19 protein-coding genes are annotated in these 18,522 nt (G+C 65.6%); 12 read left to right on the forward strand and 7 right to left on the reverse strand.

The window, feature by feature from the left end; translation table 11 throughout:
- Positions 1 to 18: 18 nt before the first annotated feature.
- The 5 genes from gyrB to dnaA form a co-directional block, all read right to left on the reverse strand.
- On the reverse strand, positions 19 to 2,103 hold the full coding sequence (gene gyrB, locus ABD648_RS12670) for a DNA topoisomerase (ATP-hydrolyzing) subunit B (protein ID WP_282215316.1): 2,085 nt from the start codon (positions 2,101 to 2,103) through the stop codon (positions 19 to 21).
- A gap of 118 nt (positions 2,104 to 2,221) precedes the next feature.
- Positions 2,222 to 2,725: a DciA family protein gene (locus tag ABD648_RS12675; protein WP_282215317.1), complete on the reverse strand. Its 504-nt coding sequence runs from the start codon at positions 2,723 to 2,725 to the stop codon at positions 2,222 to 2,224.
- Positions 2,718 to 3,947: a DNA replication/repair protein RecF gene (recF, locus tag ABD648_RS12680; RefSeq protein WP_282215318.1), complete on the reverse strand. Its 1,230-nt coding sequence runs from the start codon at positions 3,945 to 3,947 to the stop codon at positions 2,718 to 2,720. The genes ABD648_RS12675 and recF overlap by 8 nt, the downstream gene beginning before the upstream one ends.
- 363 nt (positions 3,948 to 4,310) lie before the next feature.
- Positions 4,311 to 5,453: a DNA polymerase III subunit beta gene (gene dnaN / locus ABD648_RS12685; RefSeq protein ID WP_282215319.1), complete on the reverse strand. Its 1,143-nt coding sequence runs from the start codon at positions 5,451 to 5,453 to the stop codon at positions 4,311 to 4,313.
- Positions 5,454 to 5,946: 493 nt separating this feature from the next.
- Entirely contained in the window at positions 5,947 to 7,416 is a 1,470-nt protein-coding gene (gene dnaA / locus ABD648_RS12690) for a chromosomal replication initiator protein DnaA (RefSeq protein WP_425561708.1), read from the reverse strand.
- 240 nt (positions 7,417 to 7,656) lie between these two features.
- Here dnaA and rpmH point away from each other — a divergent pair, with 240 nt between their 5' ends.
- From rpmH to ABD648_RS12750, 12 genes are all read left to right on the forward strand, one after another.
- Positions 7,657 to 7,794 carry a 50S ribosomal protein L34 gene (gene rpmH, locus ABD648_RS12695; protein WP_045278552.1) on the forward strand — a complete coding sequence of 46 codons (138 nt, stop codon included), beginning with the start codon at positions 7,657 to 7,659 and terminating at the stop codon, positions 7,792 to 7,794.
- A gap of 6 nt (positions 7,795 to 7,800) precedes the next feature.
- A complete protein-coding gene (gene rnpA, locus ABD648_RS12700) occupies positions 7,801 to 8,157 on the forward strand; it encodes a ribonuclease P protein component (RefSeq protein ID WP_282215320.1) in 357 nt (118 codons plus the stop codon).
- Positions 8,154 to 8,504 (forward strand): membrane protein insertion efficiency factor YidD, encoded by a 351-nt coding sequence (gene yidD / locus ABD648_RS12705; RefSeq protein WP_282215321.1) that lies wholly within the window; start codon positions 8,154 to 8,156, stop codon positions 8,502 to 8,504. Before rnpA ends, yidD begins: the two co-directional genes overlap by 4 nt.
- A gap of 3 nt (positions 8,505 to 8,507) precedes the next feature.
- A complete protein-coding gene (yidC, locus tag ABD648_RS12710; RefSeq protein ID WP_282215322.1) occupies positions 8,508 to 9,578 on the forward strand; it encodes a membrane protein insertase YidC in 1,071 nt (356 codons plus the stop codon).
- Positions 9,575 to 10,066: a Jag family protein gene (locus ABD648_RS12715; protein WP_282215323.1), complete on the forward strand. Its 492-nt coding sequence runs from the start codon at positions 9,575 to 9,577 to the stop codon at positions 10,064 to 10,066. The genes yidC and ABD648_RS12715 overlap by 4 nt, the downstream gene beginning before the upstream one ends.
- A 40-nt stretch (positions 10,067 to 10,106) precedes the next feature.
- Positions 10,107 to 10,748, forward strand: a complete 642-nt coding sequence (gene rsmG / locus ABD648_RS12720; RefSeq protein WP_282215324.1) for a 16S rRNA (guanine(527)-N(7))-methyltransferase RsmG — start codon at positions 10,107 to 10,109, stop codon at positions 10,746 to 10,748.
- Positions 10,749 to 10,993: 245 nt separating this feature from the next.
- Complete coding sequence (locus ABD648_RS12725; RefSeq protein ID WP_282215325.1) at positions 10,994 to 11,356, forward strand: VOC family protein; 363 nt, start codon at positions 10,994 to 10,996, stop codon at positions 11,354 to 11,356.
- A gap of 1,301 nt (positions 11,357 to 12,657) precedes the next feature.
- The gene (locus ABD648_RS12730; protein ID WP_282215326.1) at positions 12,658 to 13,533 is read left to right on the forward strand and encodes a ParA family protein; all 876 of its coding nucleotides are present in this window, start codon (positions 12,658 to 12,660) and stop codon (positions 13,531 to 13,533) included.
- A complete protein-coding gene (locus ABD648_RS12735) occupies positions 13,533 to 14,501 on the forward strand; it encodes a ParB/RepB/Spo0J family partition protein (RefSeq protein ID WP_282215327.1) in 969 nt (322 codons plus the stop codon). Before ABD648_RS12730 ends, ABD648_RS12735 begins: the two co-directional genes overlap by 1 nt.
- Positions 14,502 to 14,562: 61 nt before the next feature.
- Complete coding sequence (locus ABD648_RS12740) at positions 14,563 to 16,011, forward strand: sugar porter family MFS transporter (protein ID WP_282215328.1); 1,449 nt, start codon at positions 14,563 to 14,565, stop codon at positions 16,009 to 16,011.
- 9 nt (positions 16,012 to 16,020) lie between these two features.
- Positions 16,021 to 16,356 carry a tryptophan synthase subunit alpha gene (locus ABD648_RS12745; protein WP_116633351.1) on the forward strand — a complete coding sequence of 112 codons (336 nt, stop codon included), beginning with the start codon at positions 16,021 to 16,023 and terminating at the stop codon, positions 16,354 to 16,356.
- A gap of 149 nt (positions 16,357 to 16,505) precedes the next feature.
- Positions 16,506 to 16,715, forward strand: a complete 210-nt coding sequence (locus ABD648_RS12750) for a GrpB family protein (RefSeq protein WP_282215329.1) — start codon at positions 16,506 to 16,508, stop codon at positions 16,713 to 16,715.
- A 420-nt stretch (positions 16,716 to 17,135) separates the two neighbouring features.
- Here the strand turns inward: ABD648_RS12750 and trxA are convergent, their stop codons facing one another.
- Positions 17,136 to 17,459: a thioredoxin gene (trxA, locus tag ABD648_RS12755; RefSeq protein ID WP_046014687.1), complete on the reverse strand. Its 324-nt coding sequence runs from the start codon at positions 17,457 to 17,459 to the stop codon at positions 17,136 to 17,138.
- A 67-nt stretch (positions 17,460 to 17,526) separates the two neighbouring features.
- Positions 17,527 to 18,501, reverse strand: coding sequence for a thioredoxin-disulfide reductase (gene trxB, locus ABD648_RS12760; protein ID WP_282215330.1), 975 nt, complete (start codon positions 18,499 to 18,501; stop codon positions 17,527 to 17,529).
- Between the last annotated feature and the right edge of the window lie 21 nt (positions 18,502 to 18,522).

Genomic DNA, 18,522 nt, shown 5'->3' on the forward strand with positions numbered 1-18,522 from the left:
CAGGGACCCAGGGGTTCGCTAGATGTCGAGGAAGCGGACGTCCTTGGCGTTGCGCTGGATGAAGCTGCGTCGGGATTCGACGTCCTCACCCATCAGCACGCTGAAGATCTCATCGGCGGCCGCGGCATCCTCGATGGTCACCTGGCGGAGGGTCCGCGTGGTGTGATCCATCGTGGTCTCCCACAGCTCCTTGGCGTTCATCTCACCGAGACCCTTGTAACGCTGGATGCCGGCGTCCTTCGGGATGCGCTTGCCGTTCTCGAGGCCGTGCTTGAGCAGAGCGTCGCGTTCGGCATCGCTGAACACGTACTCGTGCGCGGAGTTCGACCACTTCAGGCGGTACAGCGGCGGCATGGCCAGGTAGACGAAGCCCGCCTCGATGAGACCGCGCATGTAGCGGAACAGCAGCGTGAGCAGCAGCGTCGTGATGTGCTGACCGTCGACGTCGGCATCCGCCATCAGGACGATCTTGTGATACCGGGCCTTCTCGATGTCGAAGTCCTCGCCGATGCCCGTGCCGAAGGCCTGGATCATCGCCTGGACCTCGCGGTTGCCGAGCGCCTTGTCGAGGCGCGCCCGCTCCACGTTGAGGATCTTGCCTCGGAGCGCCAGGATCGCCTGGGTGTGCGGGTCGCGGCCCTGCACCGCGGAACCGCCGGCCGAGTCACCCTCCACGAGGAAGATCTCGCTGATCGACGGGTCCTTGCTCGTGCAGTCCTTGAGCTTGTCCGGCATCGCCGCCGACTCGAACACGCTCTTGCGACGAGCGGTTTCGCGCGCCTTGCGCGCTGCGAGACGCGCGGTCGCGGCGTCGATGGCCTTGCGGATCACGTTCTTCGCCTGCGTCGGGTTGCGGTCGAGCCAGTCGCCGAGCTGATCGCCCACGACCTTCTGGACGAAGGCCTTCGCCTCGGTGTTGCCGAGCTTGGTCTTCGTCTGGCCCTCGAACTGCGGTTCGCCGAGCTTGATGGAGATGACCGCGGTCAGCCCCTCGCGCACGTCATCGCCGGAGAGGTTGTCGTCCTTCTCCTTGAGCAGGTTGTTCGCCCGGGCGTACTTGTTGACCAGCGTGGTCAGTGCCGCACGGAAACCCTCCTCGTGCGTGCCGCCCTCGTGGGTGTTGATCGTGTTCGCGTACGTGAAGACGTTCTCGGTGTACGAGGTCGTCCACTGCATCGCGACCTCGAGCGAGATCTTGCGCTCGGCGTCTTCCGACTCGAAGGCGATGATCTCGTCGTTCACGACCTCGGCGTGACGCACCTTGTTCAGGTACTCGACGTAGTCGACGAGACCGCGCTCGTAGAGGAAGACGTCGCCTCGCTGCTGCTCAACACTCGTCCCGCCCTCTTCGATGACCTCGGTGTGGCCGGCGCGCTCGTCGTGCAGCTCGATGCGCAGCCCCTTGTTCAGGAACGCCATCTGCTGGAAACGCGTGCGCAGGGTCTCGTAGTCGAACTCGACGCCCTCGGTGAAGATCGCGGGGTCGGGCCAGAACGTGATGTCGGTTCCGGTCTCGTCGGTCTCGGCGCCGCGCTCCAGCGCCTGCTGCGGGTGACCGCCGTCGGCGAAGCTGTGGTGCCAGGTGTACCCCTGGCGCTTGATGTCGATCTCGAACCGCGTCGAGAGCGCGTTCACGACCGAGGAGCCGACGCCGTGCAGACCGCCGGAGACCGCGTATCCGCCGCCGCCGAACTTTCCGCCGGCGTGCAGGATCGTCAGGACGACCTCGACGGTCGACTTGTTCGGGTCGGAGGAGTGCGGGTCGACCGGGATGCCGCGGCCGTTGTCGACCACACGGACCCCGCCGTCCTCCAGGAGGGAGACGATGATCGCGTCGCAGTAGCCCGCGAGCGCCTCATCGACGGAGTTGTCGACGATCTCGTAGACGAGGTGGTGCAGACCACGTGGACCCGTGGAGCCGATGTACATGCCGGGGCGCTTGCGGACGGCCTCGAGTCCTTCGAGGATCTGGATCTCGTCGGCGCCGTATTCGCCGGGCTGCTTCGAGGTGGGTGAGATCGGCGAGTGTCCGTTCACGGAGCCGTTCTCGGGGGTTCCTCCGTTGGTCGATTCCGTCTCGTCTGCGGGGGATTCAGGCGTCATCAGAGGGCATTCTCCACATCGATATCACGAACTCCCATTCTAGCGGGATTTCGTCACGATATGCGGCTCAGAGGCCGCGTGTGGCCCTCTGAGCGTTTCAGACCCCTCGCATGGTGCCCTACCCGTAGGTATCGCGCGGGCCCCGTCCTGGAACGGCTCTGGGACCCCATTTCCACGAGGGAACGTCCGGCCCGATGAAGCGGAGGTTCTCGACACCGGCATCCGGATAGCGTCGACCGATCTCGGTGAGGATGGTCGCGCGCATGAACTGGAGGTTCTTCGCCCACGCCGTCGAATCGCACTTGACGGTCAGCAGACCGCGCTCCAGGGAGACCGGTTCGGAGTGCTTCGCGGTGTCGGCGCCGGCGAGGTCGGCCCACTGCCGCACCAGGTCCTCGCGGGCCAGGGTCGTCTGCCAGCCGGAGTCCCGGCTCAGCCGGTCGAGCACGGCGCCGAGGGATCCCGGGTCGCGACCCGGGGTGAAGGGCGCGTTGTCGTCGTCGACGATCCGGCGCTTGCGCTTCCATGAGGTGGAGCTCGGCTTCAGGCCTCGCAGTCGAAGGTACGTGGCGACCGTCTCCGGCACATCGGCGGCTGCCGGCGTGGACGCGGCGTCAGTCATCTTCGCCCGCCTCCTCTGCGCTGGGTCCCTCAGCCTGTCGAAGGGATCGCTCATCGCTGATCGTTCCGGCGCTGATCCGCACCACGTGGGCGTGCAGCACCTCGGGGATATCCTCCTCCACCGCCGCCGTGACCACCACCTGCTCGTACGCCGCGGTCAGGGAAGCGAGGCGCTGACGGCGGTCGGCATCGAGCTCGGCGAACACGTCGTCGAGGATGAGCACCGGGTCGCCGGCCGGGGATTCGCTCCTCAGCAGCTCGGCCGAGGCGAGGCGCAGCGCGAGCGCGACGGACCACGATTCACCGTGCGAGGCATAGCCCTTCACGGGAAGATCGCGCACCCGCAGCACCAGGTCGTCGCGGTGCGGCCCGGTGAGGGTGAGCCCTCGATCGAGCTCGTTGGAACGCTTCGCCGCGAGAGAGGCACGGAACATGTCGGCGATCAGGCGCGTCTCGCCGACCTTGTCGTACGGCGCGGTGTCATCGGCGTCCGTCGGGTCGGCGCCGTCTTCTTCGGGGTCGCCGCCGCGCACCGACAGTGCCCACTCGAGCTGCGGACGGTGATCCTCGCCGGCGATGGCCGCGTAGGCATCGGCCACCGGCTGCTGCAGATCCGCGGCGAGACGCTGACGGGCGGTGATGATCTCTGAGCCGAGAGCGACGAGCTTGTCGTCCCACACATCGAGAGTGCTGAGACCCTCCCCGCGGATGCCGCGCGCACGCGCCGACTTCAACAGGGCGTTGCGCTGCTTGAGCACGCGGTCGTAGTCCGCCAGGACCGACGCCATCCGCGGAGTGCGCTGGATGAGGAGCTGATCGGCGAAACGTCGACGTGCCGACGGATCCCCGCGCACGATCTGCAGGTCTTCGGGAGCGAACAGGACCACATGCGCATACCGCGGAAGCTCGTTCGCCTTCGAGGGAGAGCCGTTGATGCGCGCCTTGTTCGACCCCTGCCGATTCAGCTGCACCTCGACGAGGACCTTGCGCTCACCATGGGACAGACGAGCCCGGATGATCGCGTACTCCTGACCGTCACGCACCATCGGCGCATCCGACGACACCCGATGCGAACCCAGCGTCGCGAGGAAGACCACGGCCTCCGCCAGATTCGTCTTCCCCTGGCCGTTCCGGCCCACGAGAACGTTCGGGCCGCTGTGAAGGGCGAGTTCAGCGGTCGCGTAATTGCGGAAATCGACCAGACTCAGGTGCTCCACAATCACGGGATCAGCCTATCTTCGGGGTCGGACAGTCTCTTGTTCTTGGGTCTTGTGGGTCGGGAGTCGGGTCGTTCCCTTCGTTCGCAGAGCGGGTTCCCTCCCGCTTCGCGGGCCCCTCCCGATGCTCACTCCCGGGAACGACCCGACTCCCTTGCGTTGTACGCATCGACGAACGGGTGGGTACGGGGGTGGCAGCGGCTCGCTTCGCTCTCCGACTGCGTGCGAATTCCGCGTAGCCCGGTCGTTGATCGAGCGAGCGGAGCGAGACGAAACGTGGAGCGGAACTGCATCCTCGCGCGACCTGGGTCCCGAGCCTCGCTGGGTCCCTGAGCTTGTCGAAGGGGCCGGAACGGTTGGCGGAGTAGGTCAGCGAAGGAGGAGGTTGGGCTGCAGCAGGTACTTGAACGAGTCGAGACCGGCCTGATCCACCGACGTCTGGCTCGTGATGAGAACCGGGCTGAGCTTGTTGGCGTTGTCGCTCGACGTGAAGGTCACGCGGACGAACTCGCTCTTCACCGCACCGAGTGCCTCGATCAGGTACTGCGGGTTCAGGCCGAGGGTGACCTCGTCGCCGCCCGAGAGGATCGCGTCGACCGACTCGGATGCCCGAGCGTGCTCGCTGCCCGACGCATCCATCGTGACGCTGTCGCTCGAGAACGTGAACCGCAGCGGGGCAGCGCGGTCGAGCACCAGCGACACACGGCGGACGGCCTCGACGAGGTCGGCGGTGTTGACGACGGCGTAGTGGTCGGTCTGCTCGGGGAAGAGACGGCGGACCGGCGGGAAGTTGCCCTTGATCAGCAGCGACGTCACGGTCTTGTTGCCCGCCGTGAAGGCGATGATCTCGCGCTCACCGGCACCGGAGAAGGCGATCTGGATCGTGCCGGCGTGGCCGAAGGTCTTTCCGACCTCCACCAGGGTGCGCGCCGGGACGAGGGCAGTGGCCTCGACCTCTTCGCCGTCCCACGGCACGTCGCGGATCGAGACCCGGTAGCGGTCGGTCGCGACGAGGCTGAGGTTGTGACCGGAGACGGCGAGCTGCACACCCGTCAGCACCGGGGTGACGTCGTCGCGCGACGCAGCGAAGCCGACCTGCGCGATCGCGGTGCCGAAGTCGTCGGCGGGAACCACGCCGGAGGACCCGGAGACCTCGGGGATCGACGGATATTCCTCGACGGGCATGGCGGCGAGGGTGAATCGGGCGGAGCCGCACGTGACGGTGATCCCGCCGTCGTCCTCGACGGCGATCTCGATCGGAGCGTTCGGGAGGCGGCTGGCGATGTCGGAGAGCAGACGGCCGTGGACCAGGATCGTGCCCGGTGTCTCGACGGTGGCCTCGATGGTCGTGCGAGCGGATGCCTCGTAGTCGAACGCGGAGAGCGTGAGGCCCGAACCGTCTGCTTCGATCAGCACTCCGGCGAGGATCGGCTGCGGGTTCCGCTGGGGGAGGAGCTTGACGACGAACGACACTGCCTCGCTGAAGACATCGCGGTTGACCTGAAACCTCACGGGTGCTCCCTTGTCGTCGTTCTGTGACATGTCGTCGTCAGTCCTGCCGGTGCAGGGCTTCCCATGCTAGCCCCACAGTCCCGCGTATCCCTACGCTCGGAGGTTTTGTGATCCGCTCAGCGTTCTCCCCATCGTCTGGTGATCGGATCGCCGCTTCTAAGTGTTAACTCCTTAACGGTGTTAACCGCTGTGGATTCTGTGGATAACTCGGTGGAAAGCAGACGCGAGTAAGGAACTACACGGCTGTGACTTGTGGAAACCCTGAGGAATCCGCGGGTTCGGAGCATCCGACCCCTCTCCGACGTTCACGTAGTTATCCACAGGTTTGACGCCTGAGCCCACATTCGTCCCGATGGTTCGCTCGATCATCCACAAGTTATCCACATGTGCATAGAGGCATTTATCGGATGCTGCACAGGCGTGTCGAGACGACGAAAAGGGGGATACGGCACCGGAATCGGTGTCGTATCCCCCTCTACGGGCCTGCGTGCGGTCAGCGTCGGCCGAGCTGGGTCGTGATCTCGGTGACCTGGTTGTAGATCGAACGACGCTCCTTCATGAGCTCGCTGATCTTCTTGTACGCGTACATCACCGTCGTGTGATCCCGATTGCCGAAGAGCTGTCCGATCTTCGGCAGGGAGAGGCTGGTCCGCTCGCGGCAGAGGTACATCGCGATCTGGCGGGCGGTGGCGATCTGCTGCGAACGGCTCGAGCCGTAGAGATCGTCGACCGTCAGCTTGAAGTACTGAGCGGTCGCCGTGATGATGTCTGTCGGCGAGATGATGTTGTCCTCGGCCGTGTCGATGATGTCGCGCAGCACGGTCTGCGCGAGGGAGATGTCGAGCGACGACCGGTTGAGGCTCGCGAATGCGGAGACGCGGATGAGAGCGCCCTCGAGCTCGCGGATGTTCGAGGAGACGACGGTCGCGATGTATTCGAGGACCTCGTCGGGGATGTGGAGCGCCTCGCTCTGCGCCTTCTTCCGGAGGATCGCGATGCGGGTCTCGAGGTCGGGAGCCTGGACGTCGGTGATCAGACCCCACTCGAAGCGGCTGCGCATCCTGTCCTCGAAGCCGGTCAGGTGCTTCGGTGCGACATCGCTGGTGATGACCACCTGCTTGTTGTGGTCGTGGAGGGTGTTGAAGGTGTGGAAGAACGCCTCCTGCGTCTCGGCACGACCCTGCAGGAACTGGATGTCGTCGATGAGGAGGATGTCGACGTCGCGGTAGCGCGCCTGGAATGCCGCGCCGCGGTTGTTCGCGATCGAGTTGATGAAGTCGTTGGTGAACTCCTCGCTCGAGACGTAGCGCACCTTGACGCCGGCGTAGAGCGATTGGGCGTAGTCGCCGATCGCGTGCAGAAGGTGCGTCTTGCCGAGACCGGAGTCGCCGTAGATGAAGAGCGGGTTGTACGCCTTCGCCGGTGCCTCCGCGACAGCGACCGCTGCCGCATGGGCGAAGCGGTTGGACTGGCCGATGACGAAGTTGTCGAAGGTGTACTTCGGGTTCAGTCGCGATTCGTGCCGCAGCTGCGTGGGCTGCTCCATCGGGGACTCGACGCGCACGGGCTCGTGGCGACCGAAGTCCGCGACGGCGATCGGCGCGGTGGGCTGCTCGGCGAGCTCGTGGTTCACGACGACGCGATAAGAGGTGACCTCTTCACCGATGTGGGAGAGGGCCTCCATGATCGGCAGCCGCAGACGCTTGTTGATCTGTGCGGCGGTGAGATCGTTCGGGACCTCGAGATAGAGCGTCGCAGCCATCACACCTGCCGGAACCGCCAGGCTCAGGAAGCCCTGAAGCTGCGGGGTGACCCGGTCGTCGTCGACGAGGAGCTCCTGCACCGTGGTCCAGATCGGAACGTCGGGCTGGGCTGGTGAGGACATGACGCTCCGGACGGGGGATCGATGAGGGCTCCGACGTGCCGTGCCCCTGTGGATAACTTCGGTTGCCACGGTAGTCATCGCGGCTGGGAACGGCAACCTGCCCCGGGAATTCCGCGCGCGTGTCCTGCACTCCGGGCGCGCCTCGGTTGTGGATAATGGCTGTGCGGTTCGTGCAGGGTGCCGGCCTCCCCAGCGCGCAGATTTGCTCTGCGCGCCGGCAGGACGTACCCTTACTTGGTTGACTTATGCCATTTTTTTGGCAGTTCCCCATGTCTCCGGTCGCAGTGAACCCGGTGGCAGTATTCCCGGAGTGATTCCATGACTAAGCGCACTTTCCAGCCCAACAACCGTCGTCGCGCCAAGAAGCACGGCTTCCGCGCTCGCATGCGCACGCGCGCCGGCCGCGGCATCCTCGCTGCCCGCCGCGCGAAGGGCCGCACCGAGCTCTCCGCGTAGTCTGCTGTGCTCGCCCGCCCGTATCGGCTGACCCGCGGGAGCGACTATCGACTGGTCGTTCGTCGCGGATCGCGTTGTGGCGGGTCGAGCGTCATCACGTCGATGATGTCGACGGGTGAGAGCAGGGCTGCACGGTTCGGATTCATCATCAGCAAGCAGGTGGGCACCGCTGTGGTCCGCAATACCGTGCGTCGGCGTCTGAAAGCCGTCTGTGCGGATGCGCTCCCGCGCGTACCCGAGGGCACGGATGTCGTCATCCGTGCCCTTCCTGCATCCGCGACGGCGTCGTTCGCCGAACTCAGCGCGGATGTGAACCGCTGTCTCGGTCGGCTCGCGCCGGCATCGACGGCGGGTGCGTCATGACGGCGCTGCCGGCATCGTCGATCGGCTCGGCTCGGATGCAGTCACAGGACCTGCTGCGCAGCATCCCGCTGATTCCTCGCAATCTGGTGCTCGGGTTCCTCACCGCGTACCGCAAGACGATCTCCCCTCTGTATGGAGATGTCTGTGCCTACTACCCCTCCTGCTCCGCTTACGCTGTAGGTGCGGTGCAGCAGCACGGCGCCGTGCGGGGGACGTTGTCCTCTGCGTGGCGCATCCTCCGCTGCAATCCCTGGACTCGCGGCGGCGTCGATGACGTCCGTCCGCATGAACACTTCCGCTACGACCTGACTGCTCACGGTTTCGTCGTCCCTGCCCGAAAGGACTGAACGGTGGGTCTTGACCTTCTGCTCGCCAGCACCACCCCCAGCGATGCGCCCGCGGCGGGTGGCTTCGACCTGATCGGCACGATCCTGTGGCCGCTCAAGTGGGTCGTCGAGATGATCCTCGTCGCCTGGCACTGGCTTCTCACCGCGGTCGGTCTGCCCGCGGCATCCGGTCTGACCTGGGTGCTCTCGATCGTCGGGCTCGTCATCGTCGTCCGCGCTGCTCTGATCCCGCTCTTCGTGAAGCAGATCAAGAGCCAGCGAAAGATGATGGAAATTGCTCCTGAACTGCGGAAAGTCCAGGAGAAGTACCGCGGTAAGAAGGATCAGCTCTCTCGCGAGGCGATGAGCCGCGAGACCATGGGCCTGTATAAGAAGCACGGCACGACGCCGATGTCGAGCTGTCTTCCGCTGCTGGTGCAGATGCCGATCTTCTTCTCGCTCTTCAGCGTGCTGAGCGACGTCAAGAAGCATGCCGAGAACGAGCTCGGTGGTGTGGGGTTGCTCACCCCACAGCTCACCAAGGAGTTCTACGACGCCAAGCTGTTCGACGTCGCCTCGCTGCACGGAACGCTCGGCGATGCCGTCGACGCGGGCAACACCACGGCGATCATCATTCTGGTCACGCTCGTCGTCCTGATGATCGGTTCGCAGTTCTTCACCCAGCTGCAGATCATCTCGAAGAACCTGTCGCCCGAGGCCAAGACCGGCCAGGCGTACCAGATGCAGAAGATCATGCTCTACGTGCTGCCGCTCGGCTTCATCTTCTCGGGTATCTTCTTCCCGCTCGGTGTGGTCGTCTACTGGTTCATCTCGAACATCTGGACCATGGGCCAGCAGTTCCTCGTGATCCGCGAGATGCCGACTCCTGGGTCCGAAGCGGCGAAGGCTCGTGAAGAGCGTCTGGCGAAGAAGGGCAAGGCGATCGACTCGTCCGGCAAGGTCGTCCCGATGGCTGCCTACGAGGCGGAGCAGAAGCGTCTGCTCGACGAGGTGGAGAAGGCCAAGGCCGAGGCACCCAAGCGTCAGCAGCCGGTCGGCAAGAAGCGTGCGAAGAAGAAGGGGAGCGGTTCATGAGCGAGGTCGTGACCGAGACCACCGAACCGACGGTGGCACAGTTGGAGAACGAGGGCGACGTCGCCGCGGACTACCTCGAGGAGCTGCTCGACATCGCCGACATCGATGGCGATCTGAACCTGGATGTCCGCCAGGGCCGTGCGTATGTCTCGGTCGAAGCGGAGGGCGAAGGACTCGCGCTGCTCTCGGCGCCGGACACTGTGCAGGCACTTCAGGAGCTCACGCGTCTCGCGGTGCAGAACCGCACGGGCTCGTTCTCGCGTCTGATCCTCGACATCGGCGGATCACGCGACACGCGTCGCCGTCAGCTCGAGACGCTGGTGGACGCGGCGGCCGCGAAGCTCGACGAGGGATCCTCGCAGGCGTCGCTGCCTTCGATGTCGAGCTACGAGCGCAAGCTGGTGCACGACATCGCTGCGGACCGTGGCCTCGTCTCCGAGTCTTACGGCGAGGGCGCCGACCGGCACACGGTGCTTCGTCGCCGTTGATGTTTCACGTGAAACATCGAGTGGCGAGGAACCTGGTCGCGTGACGACGAACACGGATAGTGGTGAGCTCGAAGCCGAACCCGAGATCGCCGCTGAGCTCTTCGGTGATCGTATCGATGCGGCTCGATCCTTCACCGAGGCGCTGGCCCGGGAGGGGGAGGAGCGCGGCCTCATCGGTCCGCTCGAGCTTCCACGCCTGTGGACCCGGCACATTCTCAACAGCGTGGTCGCTGCGCCACTCTTCCACGGGTCCGTCGCGGACATCGGTTCCGGTGCCGGCCTGCCGGGTCTGGTACTGGCGATCGCACGGCCTGACGTGCAGTGGACGCTGATCGAGCCCATGGAGCGACGGATCACCTGGCTCAACGAGCAGGTCTCCACTCTCGGGCTCGACAATGTCGATGTCGTGCGTGCCCGGGCGGAGGACGTGCGCCCCGCCGAGGGCTTCGACGTCGTCACGGCGCGAGCGGTTAGTGCACTCCGCACGCTCATCCCTCTGACGGCACCCCTCGTGCGGGACGGGGGAGAGCTCACGCTCCTCAAGGGTATGAACGTCGGCAATGAGATCGACGCTGCTCAGAAGCAGATCAAGAAGTTCCGGCTGTCCGACGTACGCGTCGAGGTGCTGGGCGAGGGCGTGCTCCTCGAGACCACGCGAGTCGTGCGGGCCGTCGTTCGCTGATTCGGGGGGATGTTTCACGTGAAACATCGCTCAGCTGTCTTTCGATAGTTCCTCGTGGGCGTGAGCGGGATCACTCCCTTCGTTCGCAGAGCGGGCACCCTCCCCGCAAGCGGGGACCCCTCCCGATGCTCACGCCGGGAGTGATCCCGCACTCGCGGACCAGCGTGCATGCAGTGCTTGAGTGCGAGGTCGGTCTTGATGGCTGGGGCTGGCGTCGCCACGGGTTCTGTTGTCCTATTAGAAGCATGCGTGTGGAACGAGTGGTGCCGATCCTGACCGTGACGGATGTCGCAAGTGCCGTGGAGACGCATCGGCGCGTGCTGGGGATGTCGGTGGTCATGGACCATGGATGGATCGTGACCCTCGCGGATGAGGCCGGGCGACAGCTGAGCGTCATGACTCGTGACGCGTCCGCTGCGGTGAACCCGGATGTCTCGGTCTTCGTGGATGACGTAGGGGAGGCACTGCGCCAGGCCATCGCCGCCGGTGCGGAGATCGTGCATCCGCTGACGGACGAACCCTGGGGAGTCACCCGCTTCTTCTACAGGGACGCCGGTGGGAGCGTCATCAACGTCGGCACGCACGCGGAGCCCTCTGCTCCGCAGTAGGGTGCCCTCGCGGTTTCGCCGCGCCTGCATCTGTGTGACGGAGGCGCACACGAGGAGACCAGCCGCCCGTGCTCGATGTTTCACGTGAAACATCGAATTGCGAGCAGGTCAGGGGTCTCGCGTACCAAGCCGCGCCCGCCATGGACTCGAGGATCGGCGGTACAGGGGACTCTCGACGTGCCGGAAAAACGTCCCTCCCTGAACGCTGGGTGCGCTCGTGCATGGATGCGGTTCTGATGCGCGCCCGTACGGGAACCATGTGACTGTGGAGGGTACGTCTGGCACCCGCTCCATATCTAGCGTTTCACGTGAAACATCTCCAGTACTCACCTTTCCTGACGCGCAGGAGAGTGGGTACGGATGTCTGCAGTCCTGCGCGAGGGAATGAACCGCGTGATCGCGGGACCGAGCGCTCGATGGGTGTGTGAAAGAGGAGGGGCTTCCGAACCGGGGAATTCTGATGGGGGACCGGCGAGCATTCCGCGACCTTCCGCTCGCGGATGGGCAAGATCTGCACGGGGGTACCTCGACTACGTGACTCACTGACGTGAGGCGACTGAGGAGTCCCGCGCGAGGACCGGGCGACGATGAGCCGCGAGCACTCCGTTTCACGTGAAACATGTCCCGGAGTCGCTCCGGCGTGCGCTCGCGTGATTCCTCGGGTGGAGGTGGCCTACCCCTCCAAGCCTCAGGAGTCGCTTCACAGGAGGATGATCAGCGACCGTAGGATGTGGAGGTCGCGAGAGGTGACCGTCGAGAGACGACTGGGCTCGCCGGTGATATCCACCAAGGCGACGCTCTTCAAGTGCAGCCTTCATGGAACCGTGATGGTGGTGGGCCGCTGGGACGGGTAGGCCATGCGAGCACGCTCATGGTCACGTCAAGCACAACCTCCGTCATGGGTTGCGAGCCGCAGCTCGAGGAGCGCGTGACAGTGCAGGTGGGGGAGGGCCACGGCTGACAGCACGACGCCGAGGCTTCGCGAACACCCCGTTTCACGTGAAACATGTGTCGGTTTCCGCCTGCTGCGCTTCGAATCGAGGCGTGAATGCGCCGATCGCCGACACGGACATCCGCGGTTCCCCGCGTGGGACAGACGTCGGCGCCACGAATGTCGGGGGACCGACCCCTGCACCCCGAGGGCACCGCGGGAAAGCGCTCAGGGCGTCACCCGACGAGCCTCGGAGACCGCCGGTAAGTCCAAGGTCGTCTCCTGCGATTAGAGTGGTACGCGGCCCCGAAAGGAGTGGATGTTTCACGTGAAACAATCCGAGAAGGCATCATCGAACGAATCGTTCGGGATGGACACGCCGCTCGCGCGGGAACTCGCCGACCTCTCCGCTCGGCGCCGTGCGCTTGAAGCCGCGAAGGTCGAGTTCACCGGGGAGACCCGCGTTCTGACGGTGTCGAACCAGAAGGGCGGAGTGGGCAAGACGACCACGGCCGTCAACGTCGCATCCGCGCTCGCCGGCCTGGGTGCCAAGGTGCTGGTCATCGACCTCGATCCGCAGGGCAATGCGTCCACGGCTCTCGGAGTCCCGCACAGCGCGGAGGTTCCCAGCATCTATGACGTGCTCATCGAGGAGTTCCCGCTCGCGGACATCGTGCAGCAGAGCCCGGAGGATCCCAACCTCTTCTGTGCTCCGAGCACGATCCACCTCGCCGGCGCGGAGATCGAGCTCGTCGCCCAGGTCGCGAGGGAGCATCGTCTGCGTCGTGCCCTCGAGGACTACCTCGTCGACAGCCCGATGGACTTCGTCATCATCGACTGCCCTCCGTCGCTGGGGCTGCTGACGATCAACGCCTTCACGGCGGCATCCGAGGTTTTCATCCCGATCCAGTGCGAGTACTACGCGCTGGAGGGTCTGAGTCAGCTGCTCGGCAGCATCCAGATGATCCAGAAGCACCTGAATCCCTCGCTGCACCTCTCGACCATCCTCCTGACGATGTTCGATGGGCGAACCCGCCTGGCCCAGCAGGTGGCGGATGAGGTGCGCACCCACTTCCCGACGCAGGTGCTGGAGACCGTCATTCCGCGCTCGGTGCGGGTGTCGGAGGCGCCGAGCTTCGGCCAGACGGTGATCGCCTACGATGGGCAGTCCGCCGGAGCGATCGCGTATCGCGAGGCCGCTGTCGAGATCGCGTCGCGCACAGCGACGCAGAGCAAGGAGAAATGATGGCGAAGCGCACTGGACTGGGCCGGGGCATCGGCGCCCTGATTCCGACGGCCGATCAGGCGGAGCGTCCTGTCGACGTGTTCTTCCCGGGCGCGAACCTCCGTCCGAGCGATGACCAGGTCAGCACGGTCGCGCGTGAGCAGGAGGAGCTCGCAGCCGTTCCCGGCATCCATCTCGTGCAGGTCGATCCGAACAAGATCGTGCCGAACCCTCGGCAGCCGCGCACGCACTTCAACCCCGAGGACCTCGCGGAGCTGGTGCACAGCGTTCGCGAGTTCGGTGTGCTGCAGCCCGTCGTCGTGCGGAAGAACTCCGACGGCGAGTACGAGCTCATCATGGGGGAGCGGCGAACCCGCGCTGCTCGTGAGGCGGGGCTCGACACGATCCCCGTGATCGTCCGCGAGACCGCGGACGAGGACCTTCTCCGCGACGCGCTCCTCGAGAACCTGCACCGCTCCGAGCTCAACCCTCTGGAAGAGGCATCCGCCTACCAGCAGCTCCTCGAGGACTTCGGCATCACGCAGGAGGAGCTCGCGACGCGCATCGGGCGGTCGCGGCCGCAGATCAGCAACACGATCCGCCTCCTCAAGCTCCCGGTCCCGGTGCAGCAGCGGGTCGCGGCCGGCGTGCTCACCGCCGGTCACGCCCGCGCGATCCTCAGCCTGGAGACCCCCGAGGCGATGCAGCGGCTGGCTGACAAGGTCGTGAACGAGGATCTCTCCGTGCGTGCCACGGAAGAGGTCGCGAAGTCGCAGCCGGCCGACGCGGGGAAGACCCCGAAGCCGACTCCCGGGGCGCGACGCGCCTACCTCGACGAGGTCGCCGGCAAGCTCGGGGACCGCCTGAACACGCGCGTGAAGATCGCACTGGGTGCCCGTAAAGGCCAGGTCACGATCGATTTCGCGTCGATCCAGGATCTGAACCGGATTCTCGAGGAGCTCGGCGAAAAGGGATACGGCCGCAGCTGACCCACCCCCAGCGGCAGATGCAGGCCTAGACTCGCGTCAGATGATGTCGAGGAGGGGCACAATGTCGCGCACACAACCCGGATCAGCCGTTCGAGGCCGCGTCATCGCGGTCAGCATCGCCGCCGCTCTCGGCGGCTTCCTGTTCGGTTTCGACACCGCCGTGATCAACGGTGCGGTCGACGCTCTGGCCGGCAGTCAGTCGGGCTTCGACCTCAACGTCGGGCTCAAGGGATTCGCCGTGTCGTCGGCGCTGATCGGCTGTGCTGTCGGAGCCTGGTTCGCCGGCCCGCTCGCCAACCGTTTCGGGCGCATCCCGGTGATGGTCGTGGCTGCGGTCCTCTTCCTGCTCTCATCCCTCGGCTCCGGCTTCGCGTTCGGAGTCATCGATCTCATCTTCTGGCGCGTCATCGGCGGCCTCGGCGTCGGCGCGGCATCCGTCATCGCTCCGGCCTACATCGCCGAGGTCTCCCCGGCGCACATCCGCGGACGCCTGGGATCGCTCCAGCAGTTGGCCATCGTCACCGGTATCTTCATCGCGCTGCTCTCCGACGCCATGCTCGCCAACGTCGCCGGGGGAGCGGCAGAGCCGCTCTGGGGACTGGATGCCTGGCGCTGGATGTTCATCGCCGGCGCCGTCCCCTCGATCGTCTACGGCGTCATGTCGATGAGGCTTCCCGAGTCTCCGCGCTACCTCGTCGCGAAGGGCGAGATCGAGAAGGCGTCCGAGGTGCTGACGACGGTCACGGGAGCCGTTGACGTCAAGGCGAAGATCGCCGAGATCACCGGCACCCTCAACACCGAGCGCTCCGAGTCGTTGAGGGATCTGCGCGGCAACCGCCTCGGGCTGAAGCCGATCGTGTGGGTCGGCATCCTGCTGTCGGTGTTCCAGCAGTTCGTGGGCATCAACGTGATCTTCTACTACTCCACGACTTTGTGGCAGTCGGTCGGGTTCGGGGAGTCGGAAGCCCTGTTGATCACGGTCATCACCTCGGTGACGAACATCGTGGTCACGATCATCGCGATCCTGCTCGTCGACCGCGTCGGTCGGCGCATCATGCTCCTGGTGGGCTCGGTCGGCATGACCCTGACGCTCGGGCTGATGGCACTCGCGTTCTCGTTCGGCACGTTGGATGCCCAGGGGGCGGTCACGCTGCCCGATCCGTGGTCGACGGTCGCACTGATCTGCGCGAACGGCTTCGTGGTGTTCTTCGGCGCCACCTGGGGCCCGCTGGTGTGGGTGCTGCTGGGGGAGATGTTCCCCAACTCGATCCGTGCCGGCGCCCTCGCCGTCGCCGCGGCAGCGCAGTGGGTCGCGAACTTCTTCATCTCGACGACGTTCCCGGCGTTCTCGGCGATCGGTCTCCCGTTCGCCTACGGGTTTTACGCGTTCTTCGCCCTGCTGTCGTTCTTCTTCGTGTACTTCAAGGTCGCGGAGACCAAGGGCAAAGAGCTCGAGGACATGCGCGAAGACACGAAGGTCGAGCGCCGGCGACGCCCGAGTCGGACGTAGGCTGGAAGCATGTCCGAGTCCGTCCAGCGCCGCGCCAGCCTCGAAGTGCTGCGTGCGGAGGCGGCGGACGAGCTCGCGGTTCTCATCCAGGAACGGCTCCTCGGCGGCGAGGACCCGTGGGACTTCATGGAGGAGCTCCCGAGCGTCGACGAGCTCGTCGTCTACCTTCTGCGGGCCGACAACATCACCGCGAACGACGGGGTGCGCCCCAATGCGGCGCGCCACTACCGCGTGCTCCGGCAGATCGCCCTGGAGTACCCGGAACTGACCCCGGCGGTCTGGGGGCTTCTCGACGAGAAGCAGCGTCACCGCCGGTGGGACCCGACGGTCGCCGACGCCTCGTAGCGTCGACTCGTGGGTCGGGAGTCGTGACGCTCCCTTCGTTCGCAGAGCGGGCGCCCTCCCCGCTGCGCGGGTCCCCTCCCGATGCTCACTCCGGGAGCGCCCCGACTCCCTCACGTTGCGGAAATGCAAGGCAGCGGGACTCTTTCTCATTGGGGTACGGCAGCGTCTCGCTGCGCTCGACGACTGCGCCCCGGGACCGGTCGTCGATGGTGTTCGAGGTGGACGGCATCCGCACTCGCATCGCGCACTTCTTCACCGCGAGCGATTGGGACACCGTGAACCAGCGCATCCTGCGCGATTGGCTGCGGACTCACCCGGCGGATGCCGTTCCGTCCGTCCCCGTCTCCGACAAGAACTGACCCGTCCCCGGCATCCGCTCTGCAACGAATTCGGACAACCCCACGTACTTCGGATGTATCGTCCCAAAGCATCCGAAATTCGTGAAACCCCCCGAAATCGTGCCCCCGTATTCACACCCTCTGTGCCCCACAATCACACCCTCTGTGGCCCGCGCCCGCATCACTGCGCCCGTCCGCGCAGCGCAGGGCGTAGGGATGTTCCCCGAACGAGCATCGGGAGGGGCCCGCGCAGCGGGAGGGAACCCGCTCTGCGAGAGAGGGGAACATCCCGGAGCCCGGGACCCCGACGTACTAACGTTTCGTCTCGCTTCGCTCGCTCAACGACCGGGGGCGTGTCGCTCAACGACCGACGACCGACGACCCGGCACAGAAAAGGCCGCCACCTCCGAAGAGGTGACGGCCCTGCTGGGTCTCAGAGGATCAGCCGATGAATGCGGCGAGGTCCTTCTCGAGGGCGAACTTGGGCTTGGCGCCGATGATGGTCGTCTTGACCTCACCGCCGTCGAACACCTTCATCGCCGGGATCGACGTGATCTGGTACTTCATCGCGAGCTCGGGGTTCTCGTCGACGTTGAGCTTGAGGATGGTGATCTTGTCGGGGTTGTCGGCCTGGATCTCGTCCAGCACCGGGGCGACCATGCGACAGGGACCGCACCACTCGGCCCAGAAGTCCACCAGCACGGGACCGTCGGCCTGCAGAACGTCCTGTTCCCAGGTCGCCTGGCTCGTAGCCTTTGCACTCATCAGAGTTCTCCTTGATTCGAGGTTCGCCTGCTACAACAGCAAACGAGGTGAAAGTGTTCCCGCGTGCCTAGGCGGTGAGGATCTCGGCGGCCTCCGCGGCCGGGAACTCGACGGAGGCGTCGTCAATATCGGCGAGGAAGTGCTCCGCGTCGAGGGCGGCGATCGTGCCCGTGCCGGCAGCCGTGATGGCCTGGCGGTAGGTCGGGTCGATGACGTCGCCGGCGGCGAAGACACCGGGGACCGAGGTGACCGAGGACCGGCCGTCGACCCAGATCGTGCCCTCGGCGGTCAGCTTCAGCTTGTCGTGCACGAGGTGCGTGCGCGGGTCGTTGCCGATCGCGATGAACAGACCGTCGAGCGGCAGGTCGCTCAGCGTGCCGTCGACGGTGTTGCGCAGCTGCACGCCGGTGACGGAGTCGCCACCGAGGACCTCGGTGACCTCGCTGTTCCACACGAACTCGATCTTCTCGTTCGCGAAGGCGCGCTCCTGCATGATCTTCGAGGCACGCAGGGTGTCCTTGCGGTGGATCACGTAGACCTTGTCGGCGAAGCGCGTGAGGAACGTCGCCTCTTCCATCGCCGAGTCGCCGCCTCCGACGACCGCGATGGTCTTCTGGCGGAAGAAGAACCCGTCGCACGTGGCGCACCAGGAGACGCCGTATCCGGAGAGGCGCTCCTCGCCCGCGATGTCGAGCTTGCGGTAGGCGGAACCGGTGGCGTAGATCAGCGTCTGCGTCTCGTGCACCGCACCGCTGCCGAGGGTGACCGTCTTGACCGGCCCGTCGAGCTGCAGCTCTGTGACGTCGTCGTAGAGCACCTCGGTGCCGAACTTCTCGGCCTGCTCCTGGAACTTGGCCATGAGCTCGGGTCCCTGGATGCCCTCGGGGAAGCCAGGGTAGTTCTCGACCTCGGTGGTGTTCATCAGCTCGCCGCCGACCTCGACGGAGCTCGCGATGAGCAGCGGCTTGAGGTTCGCGCGTGCAGCGTAGATGGCGGCCGTGAATCCGGCGGGGCCGGAACCGATGATGATGACCTGACGCATGTGCTCTCCGTCTGAGAAATT

Origin of the sequence: Microbacterium luteolum (genome assembly GCF_039533965.1) — a bacterium.
Taxonomy (GTDB): Bacteria; Actinomycetota; Actinomycetes; order Actinomycetales; family Microbacteriaceae; genus Microbacterium; species Microbacterium luteolum.